The organism is Paraburkholderia sp. NMBU_R16 (assembly GCF_013282575.1).
Taxonomy (GTDB): Bacteria; Pseudomonadota; Gammaproteobacteria; order Burkholderiales; family Burkholderiaceae; genus Trinickia.
In genome coordinates, this window is record NZ_JAAAYE010000005.1 from 107,023 (window position 1) to 124,001 (window position 16,979).

General features: G+C 64.4%; 15 protein-coding genes. 7 read left to right on the forward strand and 8 right to left on the reverse strand.

Going from position 1 to position 16,979, the window contains the following annotated elements; translation table 11 throughout:
- Nucleotides 1–20: 20 nt before the first annotated feature.
- The 3 genes from GWC77_RS03980 to GWC77_RS03990 all read right to left on the reverse strand — a co-directional run bounded on the left by GWC77_RS03980 (nt 21) and on the right by GWC77_RS03990 (nt 2,931).
- On the reverse strand, nt 21–803 hold the full coding sequence (locus GWC77_RS03980) for an alpha/beta fold hydrolase (protein ID WP_173255605.1): 783 nt from the start codon (nt 801–803) through the stop codon (nt 21–23).
- Nucleotides 804–892: 89 nt separating this feature from the next.
- Complete coding sequence (locus GWC77_RS03985; RefSeq protein WP_173255569.1) at nt 893–1,762, reverse strand: MOSC domain-containing protein; 870 nt, start codon at nt 1,760–1,762, stop codon at nt 893–895.
- Nucleotides 1,763–1,899: 137 nt separating this feature from the next.
- A complete protein-coding gene (locus tag GWC77_RS03990) occupies nt 1,900–2,931 on the reverse strand; it encodes a rod shape-determining protein (protein WP_173255570.1) in 1,032 nt (343 codons plus the stop codon).
- Between the two features lie 290 nt (nt 2,932–3,221).
- Here GWC77_RS03990 and GWC77_RS03995 point away from each other — a divergent pair, with 290 nt between their 5' ends.
- Nucleotides 3,222–4,802: an AarF/ABC1/UbiB kinase family protein gene (locus GWC77_RS03995; protein ID WP_173255571.1), complete on the forward strand. Its 1,581-nt coding sequence runs from the start codon at nt 3,222–3,224 to the stop codon at nt 4,800–4,802.
- 61 nt (nt 4,803–4,863) lie between these two features.
- Here GWC77_RS03995 and GWC77_RS04000 read toward each other — a convergent pair whose 3' ends face one another.
- The 3 genes from GWC77_RS04000 to GWC77_RS04010 form a co-directional block, all read right to left on the reverse strand.
- Nucleotides 4,864–5,901 (reverse strand): L,D-transpeptidase, encoded by a 1,038-nt coding sequence (locus GWC77_RS04000; RefSeq protein WP_367948990.1) that lies wholly within the window; start codon nt 5,899–5,901, stop codon nt 4,864–4,866.
- Nucleotides 5,902–5,953: 52 nt separating this feature from the next.
- The gene (locus GWC77_RS04005; RefSeq protein ID WP_173255572.1) at nt 5,954–7,627 is read right to left on the reverse strand and encodes a S10 family peptidase; all 1,674 of its coding nucleotides are present in this window, start codon (nt 7,625–7,627) and stop codon (nt 5,954–5,956) included.
- 160 nt (nt 7,628–7,787) lie between these two features.
- Complete coding sequence (locus GWC77_RS04010) at nt 7,788–9,398, reverse strand: protease pro-enzyme activation domain-containing protein (RefSeq protein ID WP_173255573.1); 1,611 nt, start codon at nt 9,396–9,398, stop codon at nt 7,788–7,790.
- 297 nt (nt 9,399–9,695) lie between these two features.
- Here GWC77_RS04010 and GWC77_RS04015 point away from each other — a divergent pair, with 297 nt between their 5' ends.
- From GWC77_RS04015 to GWC77_RS04035, 5 genes are all read left to right on the forward strand, one after another.
- The gene (locus GWC77_RS04015; protein ID WP_173255574.1) at nt 9,696–10,211 is read left to right on the forward strand and encodes a DUF1993 family protein; all 516 of its coding nucleotides are present in this window, start codon (nt 9,696–9,698) and stop codon (nt 10,209–10,211) included.
- Nucleotides 10,212–10,335: 124 nt separating this feature from the next.
- A complete protein-coding gene (locus GWC77_RS04020) occupies nt 10,336–10,638 on the forward strand; it encodes a helix-turn-helix transcriptional regulator (RefSeq protein WP_173255575.1) in 303 nt (100 codons plus the stop codon).
- A gap of 118 nt (nt 10,639–10,756) precedes the next feature.
- Nucleotides 10,757–11,815 carry an alkene reductase gene (locus tag GWC77_RS04025; RefSeq protein WP_173255576.1) on the forward strand — a complete coding sequence of 353 codons (1,059 nt, stop codon included), beginning with the start codon at nt 10,757–10,759 and terminating at the stop codon, nt 11,813–11,815.
- A 213-nt stretch (nt 11,816–12,028) separates the two neighbouring features.
- The gene (locus GWC77_RS04030) at nt 12,029–12,787 is read left to right on the forward strand and encodes an SDR family oxidoreductase (protein WP_173255577.1); all 759 of its coding nucleotides are present in this window, start codon (nt 12,029–12,031) and stop codon (nt 12,785–12,787) included.
- Nucleotides 12,788–12,877: 90 nt separating this feature from the next.
- A complete protein-coding gene (locus GWC77_RS04035; RefSeq protein WP_173255578.1) occupies nt 12,878–13,192 on the forward strand; it encodes a high-potential iron-sulfur protein in 315 nt (104 codons plus the stop codon).
- Between the two features lie 74 nt (nt 13,193–13,266).
- Here GWC77_RS04035 and GWC77_RS04040 read toward each other — a convergent pair whose 3' ends face one another.
- Both GWC77_RS04040 and GWC77_RS04045 read right to left on the reverse strand, forming a co-directional pair.
- Nucleotides 13,267–14,343, reverse strand: coding sequence for a methionyl-tRNA formyltransferase (locus GWC77_RS04040; RefSeq protein ID WP_217283159.1), 1,077 nt, complete (start codon nt 14,341–14,343; stop codon nt 13,267–13,269).
- On the reverse strand, nt 14,340–15,572 hold the full coding sequence (locus tag GWC77_RS04045) for a hypothetical protein (protein WP_173255579.1): 1,233 nt from the start codon (nt 15,570–15,572) through the stop codon (nt 14,340–14,342). The genes GWC77_RS04040 and GWC77_RS04045 overlap by 4 nt, the downstream gene beginning before the upstream one ends.
- A gap of 134 nt (nt 15,573–15,706) precedes the next feature.
- Here GWC77_RS04045 and GWC77_RS04050 point away from each other — a divergent pair, with 134 nt between their 5' ends.
- A complete protein-coding gene (locus tag GWC77_RS04050) occupies nt 15,707–16,936 on the forward strand; it encodes an argininosuccinate synthase (RefSeq protein ID WP_173255580.1) in 1,230 nt (409 codons plus the stop codon).
- Nucleotides 16,937–16,979: the final 43 nt, after the last annotated feature.

A 16,979-nucleotide genomic window follows, 5' to 3' on the forward strand; every position in this document is an offset into this window, starting at 1 on the left:
CAAGAGCGGTGCCCGCTAGACTATGCCTGCTCGCGGATGAACGCCTCGACGTGTCGATTGAATGCGGCAGGGTGCGCGAGGTTCATGCCATGCGAGGCACCGCGGATCGTGTGACGCCGCGTATCCGGCAGCCAGTCGACGAACGCGGCAACGTTGCGACGAAACAGCTCGGGACTCTTTTCTCCGTCGATCAGCAACGTCGGGCATACGACCTGCGCGGCCGCATCACGAGTGTACGCCGGCAAGGGGTCGGCGAACTGGCGCGGCAAAGTATCGGCATTGTCCATCGCCATCGTCCTGAAGGCCGGGGTGCTCTTCGCCCACGAGCCGACGCGGCTGACGGAATCGACGAACAGCTCCAGGCCCGCCTCGACTTCGCCGGCCTCGATCAGCATCGCCGCATGCGCGCGCAGCGCGTTGACGGTCTCGGGCAGAATCGCGAGCGCCTGTCCCGGCGTCTGCAGCGGGCCGCCGGGATCGGCGAGCGTCAGCGTACGCAGGCGCTCGGGGTACCGCAATGCGAAATGAAACGCGACGCAACCGCCGCGCGAATGCGCGACCATGTGGGCCGGGCCCGCGCCGAGCTTGTCGATGAACTCGGCGAGCTCGTCCGCGTGACGGCTCCAGCTGAAAGGCACCGTGCCGGGCAGCCCGCCCAGCGGCCAGTAGTGCGTGAGGCTCACCGCCACGCATCGAAAGTGACCGGACAATCCGGCGAGCTGCGGCTGCCAATAACGGTAATCGCATAGCGAGCCATGCACGAAGAGAAGCAGTTCGCCGGTGCCGCGTTCGACGTAAGGCATGCGCAAGCCGCTGCCAAGTTCGATGAAACGCAGATCGGAAGCGGGTGCGAGCATGGAGGGACGGGAGGACATTGGCGCTGGCATCCGCATCAGTTGTCGAAGCGCAGCTCGAGCGATGCATCGCAGCCTGCGGCGAGCACGGTGCCGGCGCCCTCGGCGATGACGGCGTTCTGTCCGAACGTCACTTGCCCGTCGACGCGACTGTCGGCGCGGTAGGCGCTCATCGTATCCGTAGGCTCGTGAGGCCATCGCGGATCGGGGGCGCCGCTGAGTTGATCGATCGTCGGAATGGGGCAGCGCGTGCACGGCTTGACGAACTGCAATCCAATCGCGCCGGCAGCCGTCTCGATCCGCAGCGTATCGATGTAGTCCTCCTCATACGCCTCGATGCCGCTCAGCACGAGATTGGGCCGGAAGCGATTCATCGGGATGGCATCGACGCCTTTCTTCGCGAGCCGCGCGTTGAGATCGTCGAGCGACGCCTGGCCGATCACGAGCAGCGGGTAGCCGTCTGCAAAACGAAGCGGTGCGACCGTGTCTCCGGTCCAGTCGCGGTTCGCGATGCGTTGCGCGGCCGGATCGAACCGTACGAGCCTCAATGATGCGCCGAGGAACGCCGAGAACCACTGCGCTGCCTCGCCGCCCACATCGAGCGCGTTCAACGTGCTGCGCCAGACGGTGACTTCGATGCGTTCGGCATCGGACAGTACCGCTGCGTCCAACGGCGTACGAAACGGCGCTCGACCCGGCGCCCGAACGACGAGCTCGCCGCCCGCGAACTCCGGCTCGATCAGCGCCATACGCGGCATCGTCCGCTGCGTCACGAACCGGCCGCTGGTATCGACGAGCATCCAATGCCGGTCGTATTCGAGCCCGTGCGCAAACATGCGCGCCTCGTCGAGCGCAATGCCCGCGCAGGATTTGATGGGATAAACGTTGATCTGGCTGATCGTTGCCATGGATGGGTGTCTGCCTGGCCGCAATGCCGGTGAAAGCGGCGATGGTAACACCGCCGCGAAGCACTAGACTAAGCCGGCCCCCGTCGCGTGCGGCGCGCGGAGCACCCGTGCGCGGGCTCCGGCAACCTGTAGCGGGATCAGCCGAACGAGGCGGCGTCGACGCAACTCGCGGCCGCGCTTGCTCCGCGTACGGCACAGGTGAGCGGCTCGTGAGCGACGCGCACGGCGAGCCCGGTTTCCTCGGCAAGCCGCTTATCGAGGTTGGCGAGCAGCGCGCCGCCACCCGTGAGGACCATTCCGCTATGGGCGATATCGGTGACGAGTTCGGGCGGCGCGTTTTCGAGCGCGAGCTTGATCGCGTCGACCACCGGGCGAAGCGGTGCGGCCAGGGCTTCCGCGACATCGTGGTTCGATAGCTCGATCGTGCGCGGCAGACCGTCGACGAGGCTGCGGCCGATCGCGCGCGCCCGTTCTGTCGGCACATCGAGCGTCGCGGAGCCGATCGTCTTTTTGACATGCTCGGCCGTTTGGTCGCCCAGCACGACGCCGTAGAGGCTACGGACGTACGACACGATCGCGGCATCGAATTGATCGCCCCCGATACGCACGAAGCCTTGATAAGCGACACCGCCGAGCGACACCACAGCCACCTCGGTGGTTCCCCCGCCCATGTCCACGACCATCGATCCGCGCGCCTCCCCGACGGGCAAGCCGGCTCCGACGGCGGCGGCGAGCGATTCGTCGATGAGGCTGACCTTCGCGGCGCCGGCGGCGAGCGCCGCCTCGCGAATCGCGCGCCGCTCGACCTGCGTCGCGGAGCACGGCACACAGATCGTGAATTCGGCGCGAAGGCCGAAAACGGAGCGCAACCGGGCCATCTCGACGAACTCGCGGAACATGTGTTCGGCAGCGGCAAAGTCTGCGATCACGCCATGCCGCATCGGTCGGATGGCCTCGAGATTCGTGGGCGAACGACCGAGCAGTTGCTTGGCCTCCTCGCCCACGGCCGCCACCCGGCCCGCGCCCGGGCTCGGCGTCTTCTGAAAGCACACCACCGACGGCTGATTCAGTACGATGCCCTTGCCGTGCATATAGATCAACGTGTTGGCGGTTCCCAGATCCACGGCAACGGGCCTGGGCAGCAGACGGCGGAAAATGTGATGCGACATCGTTGACTCTCTCATAGAGTGACAACAACGGCAGGCGAGTCTTCCAGCGGCAAAATTCGAGTCGCGCACGTTGTGCCGGGTAGGGTTCACCCGACAATCGCTTTACGGCAGCGGTATGTGAGACCTTTAGGGTCGATTGCGCTTTTTCTTGTTGTGCAAAGCAGCAGCATCTTTACAAGTAACCATTCCCCGATATGCTCGTACCTTTGTGCGTGCGCCGCAGGCACGCGCCCGGGGCGCATGGCATTCTTATCGACTCCTCTTGGCCTAATTCGTCTGACGCATATCTCATGCGCACACTGTTTCGCCGCCTGCTCGTCCTTTTTTGCGTGCTTCGGTATGGCGCACGGCTCGTGCTTGCGGCCGCGCCGCGCGATCACGAGCTACGCTGGATCGTCGCGCTCGCCGCCCGTGTCCACGCGGCGCCCAGCGGGCGAGCGGCGCTGCATCGCGCCTTGCCTCAGCTCGGGCCGCTCGTGAGCGCCTATGCGGCAGGCGTGGCCGCCCAACCCGGACGGATGTTACAGACCGTCCATGACATGCTCGATGCCGTTGGCCGCATGCAGACGGAATTGAACACCCCTCTCACTGGGCAAGAAGCGCGAACCGCATTGCGAGCGGCAATCGGCCGGCCGCTCGAAGAGGTGTTCGCCGCTTTCGATGCAACGCCGCTCGAGAGCGGGCTCGCCGTTCAGGTTCACGCCGCCCGCTTGCGGGCAACCGATAGTGCACGCGCAGAAGCAGATGTCGTCGTCAAGTTGCTGCGCGTCCGTCAGGTCCAGCAGATCGGGGACGACCTGGCGGTACTGCAATGGCTCGCGCGTTTCGCGGAACGCTTTTTCCCCGCTGCGCGCGAGCTGCGTCTGCGCGCGTTGGGCGAATCGCTTGCAGCCGACATCGCGCGCCGCTTCGATTTGCCCATGGAAGCGGCGAATCTTTCGCAGACGGGCCGTCACTTCAGCAACGACACGCGCCTGGCCGTTCCCAACGTTGTCTGGCCGCTCAGCACCGATCGCATGCTCGTGATCGAACGCATTGCCACCCTGCCTCTCATCGATCTGGACGATTTGCGCCGGCATGGCGTGAATCTCGAACAGCTCGCCGAGAACACCGTCGCCATTGCAGTCGAACAAGCATTCGAGCACGGCTTCTTTCATGCAGCACTCACCGCCGAGCGCGCGCGTGTCAGCATCGAACCGGCGACGCTCGGGCGGCTCGTCCTCGCGGACTGCACGATCATGTCGAGCCTGACCGAACCGGAGCGGGAATTCTTCGTGCATGGGGCGACGGCGTTCTTCAAACGCGATTACGGCCGCGCTGCCGAGTTGCATCACCATGCGGGACACGTCGAACCTCATGCACGGACAGAGCGGCTCGAAGGCGAATTGCGCACGCGCAGCGAACCGCAATTCGCCTTGCCCGGCCGCAAACGGATGGCTGCGGGGTTGCTTCGCCATCTGCTGGAAGCGGTCGAACCGTTCGGTGGCGGCACGCCCTCGTCGCTGAAACTCGCAAGCGATTCTCTCGCGCGCGCCGAGACGCTCGCGCGCGCGCTCGCCCCCGCGCTCGATACCTGGAGCATCGCCGAAGATGCCCTGGCCGCGCTCGCGCGCAAAGACTCCGATCACCGCGGATGGATGAAACGTCTTTCGCGCGAATTCCCGCACTTGGCGTCGATCGTGCCGCGATTGCCGCTCATGTTGGCGCACCGGCTCGAGCATATCCAGCAGCGAGGCGAAACGACAGCCCCGGCCGCGTGGCTCGAAAGCCTGCGGCGCGAGCAACGGCGCACGCGTCGCCTGCTGTGGGTGTGTGCGGTGTTCGGCGTCGTGCTGGGGGCAGTGCTGACCTGGCTGCCGCATTGGCCCTGACAGCAGCGCGAGCACCCGTTGGTACTCTGCCCGGGCAGTTGACCGCTCGTCTGAAGTTGGCTCAATCGGCCGTATCGGCTGCGTCGGGCATCTTCGCCCGTACGTCCGGCCGCGGCGGCGGCGCCCAGGCCGGACGAGTCCGACTACCCGAATCGACGACGACCAGATAGCGGCCAGCCCACGGCATCGCTTCGCGCTCCGGCGACAACACGCGAACCACGTCGCCCGAATCGGCGAGCGCTTCGTAATCGGCATCGAGCACGCCATAGCGGTCCAAAAACGCATCGAGCGAACCGGGAATGCGCACGCACCCCTTCGAATGGCGAATGCCGAGCAACGGTTCCAGCTTATCGGGATCTGTCGCGTGCATTTGAAAACGCATCGGCGAAACACCGCCTTTGCCCCATCCGCGTTCGCCATCCGTCCAGCCGAAATCGAAGATACGCATGCCGCGCGCACCATATCCGCGGATGCCGTTTTCGTTCATCGTGCCCTCCGCTCGATAGTCCATGTTTCGCGGACTATGCTCGAACACGCCGAGCGGCGTCACGAAATGTTCATAACGCCCGGGCAGGCCCGTTGCGACGGGCGACGCCCCGAGCATGCGCCAACTCTCGGACGGATTACCGCGGAAATAGATGAAAAGCGCCTGCACATTGGGGGCGCGGTCCACCAGCACGACATATTGCTTCGACAGTCCACCCAGGCCATGAGCCGCAAGCTGTTGCTGCAAGCGCGTGCCGTAGGCGCGTCGAGCAGCGTCGGGTACGTTCAGGCGGCGTGTCACTTCACGCTCGAAGACATCGGCAAGGTGCAATGCACCGCGCGGATCGAGCGCCGCTACAATTGCGGCGTTACGAGTTGCGGCGCTCGCCGCGGCGGCGGCTGATGCGGCTGATGCGGCTGATGCGGCTGATGCAGTCGATGCAGCCGATGCAGCCGATGCAGCCGATGCAGCCGATGCAGAGGATACCGAAGCGCCCGATGCGCGGGTTTGCATGGCGGGGGCTGCAAATACCGCCCCCGCCATGCCTGCCACGACGATCGCCATTGCCGACACCCCGAACACGCGCCGAAGCGAGGTCGCGTGTCGAAGCACAGCCTGTCCACACGCCTGCCATGGCCCGGACGGGCGTGTCCCGCGGCCGTGACTACGCTTTGCGACGCGCCTGAAGCGAGCGGATACGCTCCATCGCGGGTTTGTCGGCTGTCGTCCTGTCATAGAGTTTGGCGAGATCGGCCTTGAGCGCAGTGCGGGAACCGCCGTCGAGATAGACCATGTGACCCGACGGGTAAAACGTGGCCGACAAGTTCTCGCGAACCTTCTTGTCGAGTAGCGGCATGACCTGCAAATCGATGACCGTCTGATAGAACGGCGTAACGAAATCGTAGACACCGTTGGCCGATAGTACCTTCAGGTCGACGTTCAATGCCATGACTGCCGCAAGGTCGCCGGCCGTATAGAGAATGACGTTGCCTTTGCCGTCGATGCCCTTTTGCGCGCCGGTCGGATCGGTATGCTTGAAATCCCAATGCTTGAACGTCTGGTCATTGAGGTCGGTGAAGGCGGAAGTCGACGTGTATTTCAGCTGCTCGTTCAGATACGTGTTCCACATCGTCGTGTAGACACCCGAGACGGCCGTCATGGTCGGATCGTTGCCGCCCGAGTTCGGATCGACCTGGCCGGCAATGCCCGTGTCGATGCCGGTCACGCGACCGTCGTAGGCGCCCAACGCCTGCCCCTTCGCCTTGAGCAGCGAGGTCAGAAAGAGCGAATTGCCTCGGCTGTCGTAGCCCGCGATATCGAGCCCCCATGCAATCAGCGTCGCCTTGTCGATGCCCGTGTACTGCGAGAGTTTCTCGACGACGGCGTCGTCGGTCTGCGGGAATTTACGCAGTGCCGAGAGGTAATCGGTGCGCGCGAACTGGGCGACTTCCTCGAGAAAATCGACGAGATTCGTCGGCGTCGGGCTCACGCCTAGCCGTTTGTGGTACCAGGCATCGGCCGCTGCCGTCGGCAATGCACCAACGGGGTTGCCGGCCTGTGCGTAATCGAGAATCGACGATTGCAGTGTGACGCCGTTCAGATCGACGCCGTCTTCATGCAGCAGATAAGCCAGCACGCAACTGCGCGCGGTGCCGTACGATTCGCCGAACAGATATTTCGGCGAATTCCATCGCTGGTTCTTCGTCAGATACCGCTTGATGAATTGCTTGATGGACCGTGCATCCTGATCGACGCCCCAGAACTCCTTGTTCGTATGCGGAGCGACGGCTGCCGAATAACCGGTACCGACAGGGTTGATGAAAACCAGATCGCTTTTGTCGAGCAGACTGTCGGAATTGTCCTCGAGTTGATAGGGCGCCGGCGGCGTGAAGTTCGGCATCGACGTCTTGATACGTTTGGGCGCAAACGATCCCAACAGGACGAAGACCGATGAGGAGCCCGGACCGCCGTTATAGAAGAATGTCACCGGCCGCGATTCCTCCGACTGGCCGTCTTCGGTAAAAGCCACGTAGAACATCTTCGCGTTCGGCTGCGAGGTGCTCTCGTCGACGGTGACGAGGTGGCCGGCCGTCGCCGTGTAGGCGAGCGAGCGCCCGCCGAGCATGATCGTGTGGTGGGTGACGGCAGCGGCTTCCGTGGTATCGGAGACGGAGTCGTCAGGGCCATTGCCGTAGGCGACGGAATCGAAAAACGGCTCATCCTCGCCTGCAGAACCGCCGAGGTGCAACGGACGCCCCAGCGACGCTCGGCCGGACGAAGGCGTCTGGGCATTGTGGTGCGACGTTTGCGGACTTGCGGAACCGGTATCGGGGTTCATCGTGATCGCTCCATATCGAGTGAGCCGGCGCATCGCCTCGCGCGGCCGGCCATGTTGGCCAACTGTTGTCTGTCCTTGCCTGCAGATCGACTTCACGCTTCTCGCGCTGCGATGAAAAACCGTCCTTCCATCGCAGCGAAACTTGATGAATCCCGCACCGTCACGTACTGCCCGTACCGCCCAACGCCGCCGCGATTTTTTGGCCGTCCGGGCTGCCCAGCCCCGTGCAGGCATCCCAGCCACGCGCGGCCGCGAACGTACCGTTGTTGCCCTGCGTGATGTCGTGAAACGCGTCCGGATGGCTATAGAGCTTCGGCTGAACCCAGCCGACCGGTTTCGCGCGGGACGCGTTGATGCGGGCAATGAGTCCCGCGAAGAGCGGCGCGACGGCGCTCGTGCCGCCCACGACCGCCGATTGACCGGCGACGAGCACGCGGTAGCCCGTACTCGGCGAAGCGTCGGCGGCCACGTCGGGCACTCCGCGGCCGGTGAGGGAGCTCTGCGGCGAGCCGTCCGTCCGAACGACGTTCAGCCCGCGCTGCCACGTCGGCACCGGGAACCGTGCGCTGACGCCACCGCCGGTCGCGCCGCCAGCCGCTCCGTCGTTCCAGACGACTTCCTCTGCGATCGAAGCGCCGGTGCTGCCCGCGCCGCGTGCCACGACGTGCGTTCCTCCGCAGGCCAGCGCGTACTGGCTCGACGCGGGGAAATCGACGACGTCACCACTGCCCGCTTCGTCGCTCGATCCGCTGTCCCCCGAAGCCGCGCAAACGGTGACACCCAGCGCCGCGGCGTCCTTGAGCGCCTGATCGAATTGCGACAACGCTTGGGCCGTCCAGCTCGATTCGGGCGCCCCCCAGCTGATCGAAATGACGGAGGGCTTGTTTTTCGTATCGTGGATGGCCTGCTTGAGTGCAGCGACAAACCCGGCGTCGCTGTTGGGCGCGAAATACACGGCGATCTTCGCGCCGGGGGCGATTGCCCCGGCAATTTCGATATCGAGCGTCACCTCTCCATCGGGCCCGGAAGGATCGCCCGTGGGCGCATTCGCACCCGTACCCACGGCCACGGAAATCACTTGCGGGTTCGGCCGCAGTCCCAATTCTTTGAAATACTGCTCGAGGTCTGACTCGTCGTAGCCGCCGCCCAGTTCGATGACGCCGATACATTGACCGCTACCGTCGCTGCCGGACGGAAAATCATAGATCTGCGCCAGTTGCAGCGGCGTGAAGCCCGCGGTGTGCGGCGCTGCGCGGCGAGGCCCGATGGGGGGCACCGACATCCGGAAATGAGGGCGGGCCTGCGGACGATCGTCGAGACCGAGCACGGCTGTCACCACTCCGCTGAGGTCCTGCGGGATGCTCACGCTGCCGGTACGGCCGCGAAAGCCGCCCAACTCCGGATGCTCGTAATGCGCGAGCTCCACACCGAACGCTTGCTGAAAGCGCTCGACGGTGCCCTCGAGCGTGACGGCAGCAGCCGCGGCGTCTCGCTTTGCCACGCGCAGACCGTATTCTTTCGCGAACGCCTCGACCTTCGCTAGATCGTCGTCCGCTGCGCCGAACCGGGTGGCGAACGCTTCCCGCGTCAACGGCTCCTGCGTTTCGCCGCGCGCAATCTTTTGCACCGTCTGCTCCAGCGCGTGCTCGTCGCGCCGGCGCAATGTGACCACCACCTGCAGCATTTGGCCCGGATCGCATGGACCGAGACGCGTGGAACCCTCAACCGGCTCGCGATGGCTACCGACGAGCTGCTCTCTTTCTTTTGTCATGAATTGACGCTCCTCAGGAAGGATTACGTCGAAGCTCCGACCGAACCGCCCCTTCGCAGTTCCTCTCCGTTTCGGTAGGTCAGGCGCCGGTGGCCGGCATTCGTTGCCATCCGGCACCCAATCGTCGGACGAGTGCTCAAAGTGTAGTGCATGCCGTGCGGATGAGGCATCGCTTGTGCTCTCGCCTGGCCGAACGGGAGCTGGAATCGGGCGGTGCGCCGCGCCGGGCGGGCTCCGAGCAAAGATCATGCAGCCGGCATATGATGCGAAGCACCCATTTACACGAGGAACCGGGACATGTCTCTTTCCATGTATCAAGCGTCCGTGCCTGTATTCGTCCGGGGGCTGACGAACCTGCGCGCCATCCTGACCAAGGCGCGCGCCCATGCCGAGTCGAAGAAGATCGACCCTGCCGTTTTACTGGCGAGCCGCCTCTATCCCGACATGCATCCGCTCACCCGCCAAATCCAGATCGCCTCGGATGCCGCAAAGTTCTGCGTCGCGCGCCTGGCGGCTGTCGAGCCGCCGAGTTTTCCCGATTCGGAAACGACGTTCGAGGAGCTCGACGAGCGCATCGCCAAGACGATCGCCTATCTGCAGGATTTCGACGCCTCCAAGCTCGAAGGCAGCGACGAACGCATCGTCAAGCTGAACATGCGCGACGGGGTGCTCGAGTTTCCAGGGTTGAACTACCTGCTGCACTTCGCGCTGCCGAATTTTTTCTTTCATGTCACGACGGCGTACGGCATTTTGCGGCACAACGGCGTGGAGATCGGCAAGTTCGATTACCTCGGCAAGCCCGGCCGCGTCTGAAGACCGTCGAAGCGGCAAGACCCCTTCGAGCGTGGGGTTAAGACATATCGTCTAATTCCGATATATGATTCGCCTCATGGTGATCCGGCTCTTCCGCCGGATCGCGATGGGGTAACCGCTCGACATGAACATAGACATCGATGCCATTCACAAGGCGCTCGCCAACCCCGTGCGCCGCGAGATCCTGAACTGGCTCAAGGAGCCGGAAGCGAATTTTCCGGACCAGGAGCTGCCGTTCGACCACGGCGTGTGCGCCGGGCAGATCAATCTGCGTTGCGGTTTGTCGCAGTCGAGCTGCTCGGCGCATCTCGCGACGCTGCAAGGTGCGGGGCTCGTGACTGTGAAGCGCATTGGCCAGTGGTGCTTTTTCAAGCGCAACGAGCCTGTCATTCGAGCGTTTCTCGATGCCCTCGGCACGGATTTGTGAATCGACGAAACCGAAGCCGACGCGCCGACCCGCCCCAGACCTGCACGAACGTATCCGACTCAACCCAACTTGACAGGCACGCGGCCACAAGCCACGCCAAAGAAGAGGACTCCAAGCCATGCCAACACTTTTCGATCCGCTCGTCGTCGGCGATCTGACACTGCCCAACCGCATCATCATGGCGCCGCTCACGCGTCAACGCGCAGGCGCCGTCCGCGTGCCGAACGCGCTGATGGCCCAGTACTATGCCGATCGCGCATCGGCCGGACTCATCCTCAGCGAAGCCACTTCGGTGACGCCGCAAGGTGTGGGCTATGCCGCCACGCCCGGCATCTGGTCCGACGAGCAGGTGGCCGGATGGAAGCAGGTGACCGAAGCCGTGCACGCGGCCGGCGGGCGCATCTTCCTGCAGCTCTGGCATGTGGGGCGAGTCTCGCACCCCATGTTCCTGAACGGCGAGTTGCCCGTCGCGCCGAGCGCAATCGCCCCCAATGGCCATGTCAGCCTCGTGCGGCCCCAGCAGCCCTATGTCACGCCGCGCGCGCTCGAGCTCGAGGAAATCCGCGACGTCGTCGCGGCGTTTCGTAAGGGCGCCGAGAATGCGAAAGCAGCGGGTTTCGACGGCGTCGAAGTCCATGGCGCGAACGGCTACTTGCTCGACCAGTTCCTGCAAGACGGTACCAATCGCCGCACCGACGCCTATGGCGGCCCCATCGAGAATCGCGCCCGTTTGCTGCTCGAGGTTGTCGACGAATGCATCGCTGTGTGGGGCGCAAGCCGAGTTGGAGTCCATCTTGCTCCGCGCGGTGACTCCCATTCGATGAGCGACTCGAACCCGGCTGCGACATTCGGCTACGTCGCGCGCGAGCTCGGCAAGCGCGGCATTGCCTTCATCTGCGCGCGCGAAGCGCTCGGCGAGAACCGGATCGGCCCGATGCTGAAGGAGGCATTCGGCGGCGTTTACATTGCGAACGAGAAATTCACGCAGGAATCGGCCCAGCACACGCTCGACGCGGGCGAGGCGGACGCCGTAGCCTGGGGACAGCTCTTCATCGCCAATCCGGATTTGCCCGAACGCTTCAGGCTCGGCGCATCGCTGAACCAGCCGAACCCATCGACGTTCTACAGTGAAGGTCCTGCCGGCTACATCGACTACCCGTCGCTCGAAACGGCCTGATCGCGTGGTTGCCGCCGCGGTGTATGGCGGGGCGCGGTCAGCCCCGCCATGCACCGGGCGAACTCGTCGATCGCTTCTCTAGCGCTCCGCCCGGACCGGCGCCTTGGCGCCGGCACCGCTTGCGATTGGCAAGCGGTTTGAGCATCATCGAGGTCTCGTCCTTTCGCCGCCCAATTCCAGTTAGCCGCCCCAACTGACGCAAAGGAATTGCCCATGACCTCTTCCACCCCAATCGTTTCGAAGGCCATCGTCACCGGCCACACGCGCGGCCTCGGCGCCGCCTTGTCCGAGACCCTGCTCGCGCGCGGCTTCGTCGTTCTCGGTGTTTCACGAACGCGCCATACGTCCTTGGCGGCGCGTTTTCCCGATGCCGTCGAGGAAGCCGAAGTCGACCTGGCCGATACAGAAAATATCGAAGCATGGCTCGGCACAGGGGCGCTGCAACGCTTTTTGCGCGGCGCTGACCGCGTACTTCTCGTCAACAACGCGGGCACGGCCGAGCCGATCGGCCCGCTCGACGCCCCGCATGCACGCGAAGTCGGGCGCTCCGTCGTGCTGAACGTGGCAGCACCGCTGATGCTGTCATGCGCATTCGCCGAGGCAAGCAAAGACGCATCGGACCGGCGCATCGTGCATGTTTCGAGCGGCGCGGCGCGCAATGCCTATGCGGGCTGGAGCATCTACTGCGCGACGAAAGCGGCGCTCGATCACCATGCGCGAGCCGTGGCGCTCGGCAACGAGCGCGCGCTGCGCATCGCCACGATCGCGCCCGGTGTCGTCGATACGGACATGCAGGCCGCACTGCGCGAAACGGATCAGGCCGCGTTCCCCTCGCGCGACAAGTTCGTCGAACTCCAGCGCTCCGGCCAATTGGCCTCGCCGCAGCAAGTTGCCGAAAAGTTCGCCGACTACCTGCTGAGCAGCAAGTTCGGCGACGCACCGACGGTCGATCTGCGCGATTTGCCGTCGTAGTGAATCTTCGCCGATACTTTCGTTTTTCGAATGCGGGCCGCGCGAGCGCGGCTCGCCGCGGTGCGCCGCCAACAACGGAGCCTTTGCCCCATGAACCCCTCTCGCCGCACGTTCGTGATCGCCTGCATCGGTGCAGCATCCTCGCTCGGCCTGCAAGGCCGCGTGCTTGCCGCCGGCTCGGCGCCGAAGCTCGACGAAAGCGATCCGCAAGCGAAGCAATACGGTTATGTGCACGACGCCTCGAAAGTCGATGCCCGCCGCAACCCGAATTACAAGGTCGGCCAAACCTGCGCGAATTGTTCTCTCTTCAGCGGCGAATCGGGTCAGGAATCGGGAGGCTGCCTGATTTTCAGCGACAAGCAGGTTGCGGCGAAAGGATGGTGCAACCAGTACACGAACAGCTGAGCCGAAATTGAACAAGCATCCGGCTAAGGTCTCTTCCTAACGTTGCCCCCTCAAACGCGTACTGCGCCCTCACATCACAGTACGCTCGCTTCGGCCTGCGGCGCACGCGAGTGGGTCCGATACCATTCACTCGGTATTGGATCGAAGTATTCACCGAGTTGCCGAAAATAATCGTTCGCGGCGATGGGCGCGCCGTCCGCCTCGCATACCGTGCGCAGCACCAGCGCGGGTGGAGCTGCGCCGCCGGTGACCACCACCACGCCGTCGGCCTCGCGGCAGCATAGGCGCCCTGGCGTACCGCGATACGCGCGCTGCGAGAAACGGGTGGACAGCAACTTCAGCGGCCGTCCGCGGTATGCGGTGAAGGCGCTCGGGTACGGCGGCGACTGCGCGCGCACCAGATTGTGAATCTCCGAGGCGCTGCGTTGCCAGTCGATCGAACATTCGCGGGCGGTGCGTTTGTGAAAGAAAGTCGCCGCACCGGCATCCTGGGCGACGGGCTGAGCGCGCCCGGTCATGATCAGTTCGACCGCCTCCACCGCCAGCGTGCCGAATAGCGGCAGCGTACGAAAGAACAGATCGGTCGCCGTATCGTCCGGACCAACGGCGACCGACCGCTGCGCAATGATGTCGCCGAGGTCGAGCAGTTCGCTGAGTTGATGTACCGTCACGCCGACTTCGCTTTCGCCATTTGCAATCGCCCAGTTCAGCGGCGCAAATCCCCCGTAGCGCGGCAGCAAGGCATCGTGAATATTGATACCGCCAAAACGCGCAGTGCGATACACGCCCGAATCCAGCCATGTGCGCCAGTCGCTCAGGACGAACAGATCCGGCTCCAGCAGGGCACACCGCTCGAGCAGTTGCGCGGAATTCGCGCGCACGCACTCGTGCACCGGTATGAGATGGCATTTCGCGAGCGCCTGCACGGACTCGTTCCAAATGCGCTCATAAGGGTGATCGGAAGGCGGATGCGTAACGACCAGCACGACTTGGTGCCCGGCCTCGAGCAGGGCCGAAAGCGTGCGTACGCCCCAGGTCTGATAGCCCATGAACACGACGCGCGCAGGCGCGCGTGTCTTCGTGCGCCTTACCTGCGCCAACGTGCGGGCCATATCCAGCGATATCTCGTTGTCCACGCCTTGCATATTCATCTCCCCAATGCGGGATCGGTCGCGGGAACGACTGCATCGCTCCGCATGCACTCGATACTGCCGCCATCGAATATCACTTCGGCGGGCAGCGGATGCAGCCCGAATCCCATCATGCTGTGACTGAAACCGTACGCGCCGCAGCGGGGTATGACGATCAGATCACCGCAGCGTGGATCGGGAAGCTCGATCACACTGGCGAGTACATCGGCTGGCGTGGCCAGGCACCCGGCGACGTTGACGAGTCGCTGAGGCCGTCCCCCGGCATCGAGTACTGTCATCGCGCGGTTCGCGTTCGCCAGCGCCGTACGCTGCAGATGATGAATGCCGCCATCGAGCACGACCCAGCGCTCGCCGAGCGATTGCCTCACGTCGAGGATCCGGCTCGCATACCATCCGGCGTCGGCGACCAGCCAGCGGCCGATTTCGGCGATCCAGTGCGTCCGGGCCGGCTGCGCGGCGACGAGTTCGTGCAGACCGGCTGCGAAGCGCGCAAGGTCGAACGGATACGCGCCGGCCTCATAAGGGATCCCAAGCCCGCCGCCGAAATCGATTGTGTCGATCGCGCAGCCGGCCTCGCGCAGCTCGCTTGCGATGCGTGCGCTGTCGACCACACCCGCGAGCCGCTCGCCGGCGTCGATGACGTTGCTTTCGACGTTCACATGAATCCCGGACGGCAGGACGCCGGGAATGTCGGCAATGGCCCGCCACGCGGCAAGCGCGCACGCTTCGTCGACACCGAAGCGAGAGCTTGCGCCGGAGAGCGCGAGTGCACCGACTGCACGAGCCCGGCGCGGGTTGATGCGCAAGAGCACCGGCTGCCGGCGGTGATGGGAAGCCGCCCATGTGCCGATCACTCTCGCCTCATGCACCGATTCCACAACGACAAGCGCGGGTGGCCCGCCCGCCAGCCGCGCGAGCACAGCGGGCGTCTTTGCCGAGCCGGTGAAGAGCGTCCTGTCGGCGTCGATGCCGGCCTGCGCGGCGCATGCGATTTCGCCGACCGAGCTGACGTCCGCCCCGTACCCATGCGACCCCAGTTCGCGCACCACCGCAGGATGTGCATTCGCCTTCAATGCATAGTGCAACGCGACCTCGGCAGGCAGGGATTCGCGCAGCCGCACGGCGCGCTGCGCCACGATCCGCAGGTCGTATCCATAAAAGGGCGTGCCGAAACGTTCGGCAGCGCTGCGCAGCCACGCCGGGTATGCGGGTTCGGTTGTATGCGGCAAGGCTGGTCTCCCCGATAACGGCCGCTGCTTTTTGCGTATCCCGATTTGTCTGGAGAAATCGCGATACGTAGTATATAAACCAGCTACGAAATTCCAAGCACAAGCAGTCGCCGGGCGGCGGCGGGGGACCCAGCATGAAGATCGTGTTAGCGTATTCAGGCGGTCTGGACACTTCCGTTGCGCTTAAGTGGCTGCAACTCCACTACGGGGCAGAGGTCATCGCCTACTGCGCGAACCTCGGTCAGCCCGACGATTTCCCCGCGATCGAACGCAAGGCACTCGAAACCGGCGCACATCGCGCGGTCGTCGACGATGTTCGCACCGATTATCTGGAACGCTTCGTCTATCCCGCGCTGCGCGCCGGTGCGCTTTACGAGGGGCGTTATCCCATGGCCGCGCCGCTCGGTCGGCCGTTGATCGTGGAGCGTCTGGTCGAGCTCGCGCAGCGCGAAGGCGCTGACGCCATTGCGCACGGCGCGACCGGCAAAGGGAACGACCAGGTGCGCTTCTACTCCGGTGTTGCCGCACTCGATCCGCGTCTCAAGGTGATCGCGCCCGCGATCGAATGGGAATTGAAGTCGCGCGACGACGAAATCGCTTTTGCTCATGCGCATCGCATACCAGTGCAGGCCAGCGCGGCACGACCGTACAGCATGGACGGCACGCTGTGGGGCACCAGCACGGAGTGCGGTGCGATCGATGACTTCCGTTACGAAGCGCCTGCGGATGCTTACCAGATCACGCAGGATCCGCTCCACGCACCGGCGCGTCCAGACGAGCTGACGATCGGCTTCACCGAGGGGCGGCCGACGTCGTTGGACGGCACACCGCTCGCGCCGCTCGCGCTTGTTTCAAGGGTTGCCGAACTCGGCGCGAAGCATGGTGTCGGCCGCATCGACATGGTCGAAAACAGTCTGCTCGGCATCAAGTCGCGAGCGATCTATGAAAGTCCGGCGGGCACCATTTTGCATCTCGCTCATGCCGAGCTCGAGGACCTCACCCTCGATCGTGAAACACAACACTACAAGGCTGCGCTGGCGATGAAATATGCCGAGCTCGTCTACTACGGACAATGGTTTTCGCCGCTGCGCGAAGCGCTCGATGCTTTCGTCTCGAGCACGCAACGCTCGGTCAGCGGCGCGATCCGGCTGCGTCTGCACAAGGGCAGCGTATGCGTGATCGAGCGCCAGCCCGAGGCCGCGCTCTACGACTACGGACTCACTGCGCATGATGGCGCGGACCGTTTCGATCATCCGTCGGGGCAGGGCTTCGCCTACGTCTGGTCGATGCCCATGCGCATCCGCGCCCGCGTGCTCGCGGGGGACGCTCGCCCGTATCCGCCGCCTGCCGATAGACATCGCTGATATCCACTTCTAGGGTGGCCGCGTGCATGCCGGGCCTCGGCGT